At 35.2% G+C, this 10,390-nt stretch carries 7 protein-coding genes; 6 read left to right on the top strand and 1 reads right to left on the bottom strand.

Going from position 1 to position 10,390, the window contains the following annotated elements:
• Positions 1-150: 150 nt before the first annotated feature.
• A complete protein-coding gene (locus GSA01S_RS07430) occupies positions 151-921 on the top strand; it encodes a hypothetical protein (protein WP_066126265.1) in 771 nt (256 codons plus the stop codon).
• Positions 922-1,252: 331 nt separating this feature from the next.
• Here the strand turns inward: GSA01S_RS07430 and GSA01S_RS07425 are convergent, their stop codons facing one another.
• Entirely contained in the window at positions 1,253-2,308 is a 1,056-nt protein-coding gene (locus tag GSA01S_RS07425; protein ID WP_066126264.1) for a hypothetical protein, read from the bottom strand.
• A gap of 222 nt (positions 2,309-2,530) precedes the next feature.
• Between GSA01S_RS07425 and GSA01S_RS07420 the strand changes: the two genes are divergently transcribed.
• The 5 genes from GSA01S_RS07420 (at position 2,531) to thiI (ending at position 10,211) form a co-directional block, all read left to right on the top strand.
• Positions 2,531-3,175 carry a helix-hairpin-helix domain-containing protein gene (locus GSA01S_RS07420; protein ID WP_066126263.1) on the top strand — a complete coding sequence of 215 codons (645 nt, stop codon included), beginning with the start codon at positions 2,531-2,533 and terminating at the stop codon, positions 3,173-3,175.
• Between the two features lie 59 nt (positions 3,176-3,234).
• Complete coding sequence (locus GSA01S_RS07415) at positions 3,235-5,418, top strand: DNA internalization-related competence protein ComEC/Rec2 (protein ID WP_169792687.1); 2,184 nt, start codon at positions 3,235-3,237, stop codon at positions 5,416-5,418.
• A 466-nt stretch (positions 5,419-5,884) separates the two neighbouring features.
• Positions 5,885-7,603 carry a septation ring formation regulator EzrA gene (locus tag GSA01S_RS07410; RefSeq protein WP_066126260.1) on the top strand — a complete coding sequence of 573 codons (1,719 nt, stop codon included), beginning with the start codon at positions 5,885-5,887 and terminating at the stop codon, positions 7,601-7,603.
• Positions 7,604-7,689: 86 nt separating this feature from the next.
• A complete protein-coding gene (locus GSA01S_RS07405; protein ID WP_066126258.1) occupies positions 7,690-8,823 on the top strand; it encodes a cysteine desulfurase family protein in 1,134 nt (377 codons plus the stop codon).
• A gap of 176 nt (positions 8,824-8,999) precedes the next feature.
• Entirely contained in the window at positions 9,000-10,211 is a 1,212-nt protein-coding gene (gene thiI, locus GSA01S_RS07400; protein WP_066126257.1) for a tRNA uracil 4-sulfurtransferase ThiI, read from the top strand.
• Positions 10,212-10,390 lie beyond the last annotated feature (179 nt).

Raw genomic sequence — 10,390 nt, 5'->3', positions numbered from 1 at the left:
CGAAAATTATTCAATTTTCAACTTCTGGTCTACTCCCTTTTATTGATTAAATCGAGTAGCAGCGATGGATTGTTTAATTTGTAATCGAATAGTTATAGACTTTCAATAACACTTTGATACAATTTAAGAAAACATCAAGGAGGCATTTGAATGAATAAAATAATTTCTAATTTAATAAAACTTTTATTTATTATATTCGTTTGGGGCTTCCTATTTTGGAACAATCGACAACCAATTCATGAGATTGTGAGTCAGACAGACCGTTCAGAGGTTGATAAGGGACTTCAAATTACTCGACAAATTTTAGGGGCTAACCAGCAAGAGATTTCCAATCAATCAACCGGTAAAAAAATTGGTACTGAAAATGCTACTTCAAAATCACCTAGAACACTTGATGAAGCAGTGTTAACCTCCGTAAATTATTTACATGCACAGGAAGTAGCTCAACAATTTAATCAACAACTGGATATCGACAAGCTTAATGAGCATTTTACAACTTTAATTAATCAAACACGCGCTGCTAATAACTGGTCGATATTATCGGTAGGTTATCATTTAGCAACAGGTGTCGACCAAAGAATTAACGAATTAGCAGACTATCATTATTTAGGTGCTCAAACAATTGATGATCAAGATTTTCGTAGCCTATTTGAAATGGAGCATGCAAGCAGTCGATTAGGCGAGAATCTTTATGAATTATATATTGCTGCTGACGATATCCATCTTTCAACCTGGCTAAAACCAGAAATCTTTGCTGATTATTTGTATAGAGCTTTTGAAACTTCAACACATGCTGAATTGTATCAAAACTTTAATAGTCAATACATTAAGGTTGTGGCTTCGCCAACGGATTTTAGAGTCGACGATACCGCCTATGTTCGCTTGGTTGTGGTCTTAGTAATGGATACACAAGTAGAATAAATGGTGACCTATTAATTATCTTTTGGATGTTATGAGAATAGGGAGTAGGTAAGCAGTAGAAAATGAATCGATTCTCTACTGTTCGCCCACTCTCTTTTTTTCGTGTGCAGTGGTCGTTTTTTCGTGTGCAGTAGTCGTTGAAAGTTATTCAATCTATGAGATGCGTCCTATATGAAGCATAAAAAATTGAGTGATAATTTCCGGTTAAGTACCGAATTTTATCACTCAATGATGCTGTTTGATTAAGAGTAGGTGAACGCAGTGAAAATTATTTCATTACGATATCTTAGTCACACTCTTATCTCCTAGCAAAGATTATTTGATTAATCCATTATTTTTCAGCAACTTCTACAATGGCTTGTAAGTAGTTAGCAGTATCAGCTAATGTAGCACCTGAAACAACATCAGCTACATTTCCATCTTCACCTAAAGCTGCAACTTCATCAATGCCAGCTTTTAATTCTTCGATTGTTTTACCATTAGCATAAGCTGCGACCGCGTTTAAGTTATCTAAATAGCTGACAGTAGAACCAGCTTTTTCAGCCATTAATTTTGAATAGCCTTCATTGTTAGCAATCTTAGAAATTAAGACTGAACCTTCCGCAATTCCTTTTCCAAATTCAGCATCTGAGTTTGGTACACCTGTAAAGTCGCCACCCGCTTCAACGATTTGGAATTCGTCAATAGCAGAAGCAACTACTTTATCGCCATCTACTGCAGCACTTACTAAAGCAAATGATTTAGTGCCGTGAGGCGCCGCAATTTCTTGTTTTAATACTAAATTATCAGCATTAGCTTCAACCCCTGCAAATTCATAACCTTCAGTTATTGCTTCAGCAATTGCTTTTAAGTAGCCTGATGTATCAGCTAAAGTAGCTCCAGAAACAACATCAGATACATTCCCATCCTCACCTAATCCATCAACTTCTTCTACTAAAGCTAAGATTTCATCAGCAGTTTTTCCTTTAGTAGCTTCAATAATCGCTTTAAAGTTTTCGCCGATTGTGACAGTAGATCCTGCTTTTTCAGCCATTAATTTAGAATAACCTTCATCGTTGTCTAATTTACCTACTAATACTTGTCCTTCAGCATAGCCAGCACCAAAATCTGCATCGGAGTTTGGAACAGCTGTAAAGCCACCATCTTTAGCTACGAATTGGAATTCATCGATTACAGCATCGACTAATTTGTCACCTTGTAATAAAACAGTTACAGCAGTGAAAGCTTTGTCTCCGTGAGCGGCTGTATAGTAACGACGCATTGTGACAGCTTCTTCTTGAGCTTGAACAATAGCAATATCACCAGTAAATTGTGTCGCTACTGGAACAGCTACAGTAGCAGCTGATAACACTAATAAACTAGATAAAACGATTTTTGACAATTTCATGTGAAATTCCTCCTAAACTTGATAGCTAGATTATAGCATAGGATTAATTTGTTGTGAAGCCTTTCATAGATAATTTTTATAATAAAATGAAAAATATTTCACAAAATTTAATAAATAGTATATTCGCAATAGATTACGTATTTATAGATAATAATAAGTTAATCATAACTTGCCGTGAAAGATCATGTTAAGAAATAATCTATTAGCTAAGGGGGAGAGATTGTGAATAAAATTAGCGATATTTTCAAAGAAAACAAAGTGGTACTTGTGATTTTTATTTTAGGTATTGTTTATTTTCTGTTTCAAAATCAACCAGAAACTGTATCATTTTTATCAGAAAGCGGAGAGACGAGAATGGATGAGGCCCTCTTAACCATGTCGACTACTGAAACAACGGAAATAACAACCCAAGAAATGATAATTTATGTAGATGTTAAAGGTGAGGTTAGAGATCCAGGGGTTTACCAATTATCGAATGGTGCGAGGGTCATGGATGCGATTGAGTCTGCCGGAGGGTTAACCAATGAAGCCGATGAAGACCAATTGAATTTAGCTTTATTACTCAGTGATCAAATGGTGATAGTGGTGCCAAACATCAATCAAACCTTGGAAGAAGAGTATTCGATGGTCAATCATTTTGCTAATGAAATAGATGAAGATCCTTATAATGAATTAAAAATTAATATTAATGTTGCGGATGTAGCCGAATTGACTTTACTGCCTGGTATTGGTGAAAAAAAGGCGCAGGCAATTATCGACTATCGTGAGGAAAATGGTTCTTATCAAACAATTGAAGACTTAATGAATGTGAGTGGCATTGGTCAAAAGACCTTTGATAAGTTATCAAGTATGATTTCGGTACGATAATGATACAAAGGTTAATTAAGATGAAATATTTAAACAATCAATGGATTTTCCTGGCTATTATGGCATTTATTGTTCAGAATTTTTGGTTAACGCATCATTGGGGATGGGGATTATTATGGGTTGCCTTTTTTATCCGCTGTCTGTTTTTAACTAAAATAGTGAAACAATTTGTTTTCATCGTCATTGTCATCAGTAGTGTAGTCACCTTTAGATCCCGCACGCAACCTCTAGTATTGCAAGAGGAAAATACTTATTTATTGCAAATAGATCCGATATACTTAGATGGCGATGAAGAATATATAACGGGACGAGCCAAACTATGGTCACAAGGAGAATGGTTGACTGTCAATGTTAAAGGGAGTCAATTATCAGCACTTCATCAATTGGATCAATTAACCTTATTGGAAGTAAAAGGGCGTGTGACGATACCAGAAGGTGCTAGAAATTTTGGTGGCTTCAATTATCAAAAATATTTACAATCACAAAACATTGATTATCAAATTGAAATTAAAACAATTGAAAGAGCCCAAGCGGTTAAAAATTTATGTAGTTATTTTCTAAATTGGCGTTGGCGATTGTTAAATTATTTTCAAAAATTAGATCATATTCGTTTGTTCAGTCTTTATAATCGCTTAATTTGGAATTTATCATCCACTCAATATAAGACGCACCGTGAACGCTTAATAGAATTTGGCATCATTCATTTTTTTGCTATTTCAGGTTTTCATGTCACTTTAATAAAAAACAATATCGATTATTTATTACGACGTTTGGGGATCATTAATGAGGTAGGGAGTCTGATAATAGATGGATTGTTAATTGGCTATACCTTTTTAACCTGTTTTCCAGTTGGGGTAGTAAGAAGTGTTGGCAGTCACTTTCTGAAAAAATATGGGTCACTCTCTCGAATGGATAATTTAAGTTTGTTGGTTTTAGCTTTTCTCTGGTTCAATCCTAGAATTGTGTTATCCACAGGCTTTCAATTAAGTTTCTTAATCTCGTATAGTTTGATTTTTATTGAAAAAATTCCGAAACCTTTACCTTTTTCGCACTCCATCCAATTAGCCATCATCTGTACGCTGTTTACTTGGCCCATTACGATGCGACATAATTATTATTGGTATCCTCTCCAATTAATTTGGGGTCTGATTATTGGCAAAGTGTTTGATTGGAGCATTTTTCCATTAGCTGTATTATTAACGCTCCTATCTTTTTCGCCAAAAGGACAGCTACTCGTTCAGCATTTTGATTTTCTACTTGAACCGATTGAATTATTCCAACCGAAAATATTAGTCGGTCATTATTCTTGGATTTTAGTCATCGTATTGATGGCAGTTGCAGGTAGATGGTTGGTGGATTGGCAACAAGCGTGGAAATTCACCATTATCAGCTATATAGGATTAATCTTAATAAGTGGTAGATGTCATTTTGAACGGATAATAGTATTAGATGTTGGACAAGGCGATGCTGTATTATACCAAGCTGCCTTTTCTAATCGTGGCTGGTTGATAGATGTCGGGGGTAAAGTTTCCTGGAATCGTGATGCAAATGATCCCGAAAATCAACTAGAAGAAAATTATGCCAAGAAAACCATTTTGCCTGCTTTAGCTGCTTTAGGCGTTCGGCAATTAGAAGGGATTGTCATTACCCATCCTGATGCTGACCACTTTGCTAATTTACCGGCAATTATCAAAACCATCCCTGTGAAAGAAATTGTCATTTCCAATATAGGATTCCATCATCAAAACTGGCAACAAGTGATGGCACCTTATCAGAATCAGCTGCCATTAACTATGTTAGATGCGCCCGGTTGGCAGACGATTATCCCACATACTTTATGGGGATGGTTTGACACCAATGCGCCAAGAGAAGATTTAAACGAAAGTTCAATTGTCACCTTGTTAAAATTATCAAATCATTCGTTCTTGAATATGGGAGATTTAGGAAAAAATGGGGAGCAGAAATTATTAATGACCACACCTAATTTGGATATCAATCTGTTAAAAGTTGGTCATCACGGCAGCAATACCAGTACGAGTAAACAATTAATTGAACAAACAGCACCAGAAATGGCGCTTATTTCTGTGGGGAAAAACAATCGTTATGGACATCCTCATCAAGAAGTCACGGTGTTTTTACAACAAGAAAAAATCCCTTATCTAACGACTGCAGACAATGGAGCCATTGAAATAATGGTTATTCCCTTTAAAGGCATTAACATTCGACATGCATTATCCCCATAAGGTCAATCTAAAATCATGGTTGTTCGGTGATTAGTTGCATTAATAAAAAAGTAACGAATATACGCATTGTTATGAATTATGCAAGCGAGGTAATTAAAAGCCCGATAAACTTACAATGTTTACGGTGAAAAATCGCGTAAACAAGAATTTTAATAGAACAATTGAAGTGAAGGAATGTCTAACTTTTTTACGAGAATTGAATGAATGGTAGGGAAGATATTGAACTTTATGTTAATTAATGCTAGTCAGAGATGCTCCCTAGTCATTAAAGGTAATACTGGAATGGCGATATTTTGAATGCGTTTTACTAAGACTGTATCATTTACTGTTAATAAACTAGTAAAATTATGGAAATGAATGCTTTTAATTCAATGGCTTAAATGATATAATCTAATAGATAGACTGTACATTTGTAGAAAAGTAATGATAGAAATGTATTTTTGAAGGATTAGAGGAGCGAACGACATTGAGATTTACGGATATATTATTTATAATCGTCATTCTGGTGTTAGTTGGGTATGGGGTTTTCTTTTATATGAAGAGCCAACTAGCAAAGGATATTAATGAATTAGAAAAAAGAAAAGATCGCGTAATGGAAGTTTCAATACCTGACCAATTATTTACGTTAAAAAATATGGAATTATCGGGTCAAACAAAACGCCAATACGAAAATTTAGTCGCAAATTGGCAAACTATTACCAATTACCAATTTACTGAAATTGAGGCTGCACTAGTTGGGGCTGAACAATTTGCCGATCAAATGAACATTGTAAAATCTAAAAAGGTTTTAGAAGATGCTCGCGAAATGTTAGACGAAACCGAAGCGCAAGTGGACGATTTGAGCGAAGCGTTAAAAGAACTATTAAGCGTTGATGAACAAAACCGCGAAGAAATTGAAGCGTTATTAGAACGCTACAATACAGCACGTAAAAGTGTGATGAATCATAGTTTTGATTATGGTCCTGCCATTGAAACTTTAGAGAAAAATTTACAGTATTTAGAATTAAATTTCACTAAATACAATGAATTAACCGCTTCGGGTGACCATTTAGAAGCGAAAGAAATGCTCGCTGTCATTGAATCGGATTTATCAAGTTTAGAAGAAATTTTAGAAAAAATTCCAGCGATGTATAACCAAATTAAGAATAAATATGAAGATTCCATTGAAGATTTACGTGATGGTTATCAAAAGATGGTTGAAAGTCACTTTAAATTTGGTGATATTAATATTCCTGAAGAAATTGATGCTGTTCAAGAATTACTTGATGAAGCTAAAATTAAAATTAAAAATGCAGACTTAGTTGAAGCAAGAACGCAAATGGATAAATCTGAACGTGAAATTAACTCGTTATATGAATTGATGGAAAGTGAAATTGCTTCAAAAGAATATGTTAATAAGAATATTAACCAATTAGGCACGCAATTAGACCAAGTTTCTGAAAATAACCGTTATGCCGGCATTGAAGTTGATCGCATTTCTCAAAGTTATATTTTACATAATAATGAATTAGATCAAGTATCAGAATTAACGGAACAAATTCGCAATGAGTATCAACGATTCAATGATATTGTTGGACAAATTAATGATCATACAGTGATTTATACTAAGGTTGAATCTGACATTAAGAAAATCAAGAAACGCGTTGAAGAAATTGATGAAAAACAAAATAAGTTAGTCCAAGGTTTATCGGATATGAATCATAAAGAAAAAGAAACGAAACAAAACTTAGATCTTTATGAAATGGATTTACGTAATTATAAACGTAGAATTGAAAAGCATCACTTACCTGGATTAAATGATAATTACTATACCTTATTCTTTAAAGTAACTGATCAAATTGAAGAGTTAGCGAAACTACTTAATAAAGTACGAATCGACATGTTTGAAATTGAAACATTAGAATCAAGATTAGTCGAAAACTTAAATAAATTAGAAGAGTTAACGGAACAAACGATTGATAATGCCATGTTAACGGAATACATGATTCAACATAGTAATCGATTCCGATACGATTATCCTGAAGTGGATGATGCCATTAGAGAAGCACAATATTTATTCCACCAAGATTTCCGTTATGGTGATAGTTTAGCAGTGATTGAAAAAGCTTTACGCCGAGTAGATCAAGATGCACCAACGCAAGTTCGTCGTATGTATCATAAAGAAAAACAAAGTCGGATTTATTAATGATTTGAAACGATTAGATAAGTACTGATCAAGTACCGTCTAATCGTTTTTAAATCGCACAGACATCACATGAAGGAAGGTTATGAATGTTATATTTTGATAATAGTGCTACCACAATGCCTGATCAATCGGTATTAGACACCTATTTACAAGTATCAAAGGAATATTTTGCAAATCCATCAAGTTTACATGAATTAGGCGTTAAATCAAAAAAATTATTAGAACAAGCACGCGCACAAGTAGCTGAAATCATAGAAGTCAAAACGAACGAAGTCTATTTTACTTCTAGTGGGACTGAAGCCAACAACTGGGTATTACAAGCGGTAGTACGAGAATTGAGTAAGCATCGGCCAAACGCAAAACGGATTTTGATTTCAGCCATTGAACATCCCTCGGTATATGAGCAAATCAATTTACTTTTGTCTGAAAATTATACGGTTGAACGAATCAATGTTAACCCACAAGGGGAAATTGATCTTGAATCATTAAAAGAGCAGTTGGATTCAGATGTCCTATTAATATCAACGATGGCAGTAAATAATGAAGTAGGCGCAGTTCAACCCTTGAAGCAAATTGCTGAATTATTGGCAGAATACCCGCAAATCATTTGGCATGTTGATGCTGTGCAAGCTGTTACTACCCAATTATCTCTGTTACATCATTCGCGCATCGATGCCATGACTTTATCGGGACATAAATTTCATGCGGGACGAGGGACTGGGATTTTAACCTTAAAACAGAAAGTTAACACACAGCCCTTTATTTATGGCGGCGGTCAAGAAAAAGGATTACGCAGTAGTACTGAAAATTTAGCTAGTATTGTAGCGACCGCAAAGGCATTACGTCTCGCAAGTACAAAACAAGAAGCAGTGAAGCAAAACCTGGCTAAATATCGTCAATCTTTAATCGAAGCATTTAAAGCACAAAATTGGCAAATATTTGCCGAAGCATCGGCTAGTGAACATATTTTATGTGTGGCCTATCCGTCGATTCCTGGCGAGGTGTTAGTGCATGCATTTGAAACGGAAGGCGTTATGATTTCGACTACGAGTGCCTGTTCAAGCCGCAAACATCAAGTGCATTCGACACTAAAAGCAATGGGGGTTCCTGATAACATTTCAGAATCGGCAGTACGCCTGAGTATGTCGAGTTTGACTACTAGCACGCAAGTAAATGAACTCATTAAAATTATTGAAAAAGTCACTGCTAAATTTGCTTAAAAAAGATCAAATGAGTCGCTTCAAATAGTAAAAAATATCAGTATAGGCGGTTCATTGCTAAAAGAATATCAGCTTAGACCATAAAAAAGTAAAACAATCTCAGTATGGTCGATTCAACTCGAAAATATATAGCTTAGTCGCTTCAAATAGTAAAAAATTATCAATAAGGAGTTAGTATGCATCAATTAGTTATTCATTATGGCGAATTATCCACTAAAGGTCGTAATCGTAAGTCTTTTCAACAACGATTAGCCGAACATATTCGTCTTCAAACCAAACATTTAGAAAATATTAAAATTACTGTCAATCATGATTTCATGCATTTATTATGGGAACACACTCCCATTGCAGAAATTGTTGAAATATTAAAGACAATACCGGGGATTTCTAGATTTGAGCCGGTTCATCGAGTTGATAAAGACCTCGAACAAATTAAGAACAAAGCACTGGAATTATTCGAAGAATTAACGATTAATGAAGGAGACACATTCCGTGTAGTAGCGAAACGTTCTGACAAATCATTCCAGTATGACACAATGAGTTTACAACGTGAAGTAGGGTATGTGATTGGGGAACGTTACCCAGAAATGGGCGTTGATCTTCGTCGCCCGACCCATACATTATCGATTAGTATCCATCAAAATACCGGCGCTAACTTGAGTTTAGTCTCATATCAAGGCTTGGGTGGTTTACCATATGGAACCAGTGGTAAAGGGTTATTGATGTTGTCAGGTGGTTTTGACTCACCAATTGCGGGTTATCAAATGATTAAACGTGGATTGGAAATTGAAGCTGTTCATTTTAGTAGTCCGCCTTATACAAGTCCCCAAGCACTAGATAAGACTAAACGTCTAACGTCAGTTTTAGCGAAGCATGCCAAACCCATTCATTTTATTAATGTTCCTTTTACTAAAATCCAAGAAGCAATTAAAGAAACTGTTCCCGATGAATATTCAATGACCGTCATGCGTCGGATGATGATTCGTATTATGGATCAATTGTTAATTGAACGTCAGGCAGAAGCCATTGTAACAGGCGAATCTTTAGGGCAAGTAGCGAGTCAAACATTGACGAGTATGAATGTCATTAATTCGGTGACACACTCTCCGATCTTAAGACCGTTAATTGCAGTTGATAAAAATGAAATCATTGAGTTAGCTGAAAAAGTAGGCACTTATGATATTAGTAATGAACCTTATGAGGACTGTTGTACGGTTTTTGCACCATCTTCGCCAAAGACAAAGCCACGTCAAGGTAAAATTGAGTTTTTAGAAGAATCCTTAGACATTGAAGCTTTAGTTCAAGATGCCGTGCAAAACATAGAAATTGAAGTGATTGATGCGCAATATATTACGAGTCAACAAGCTGAATTTGAAAGTTTATTATAAACATCCATTTGTCCGGTAATAGGCTGCGTATTGTTATTTGGCACAAAATTAAGAGATTTATAATAAATATCCATTTATCCGCCAACTGCCTGCATTTCGTTGTCGGACACAAAATCAAGAGGCTGAGCAAAAACTTTTTAAATTCTGTTCAGCCATATCTATTTAATTCAAAGCGCAGT

This window comes from Globicatella sanguinis NBRC 15551 (assembly GCF_001552295.1).
GTDB classification, from domain to species: Bacteria; Bacillota; Bacilli; order Lactobacillales; family Aerococcaceae; genus Globicatella; species Globicatella sanguinis.
This window is presented reverse-complemented; position numbering and strand designations above follow the sequence as displayed.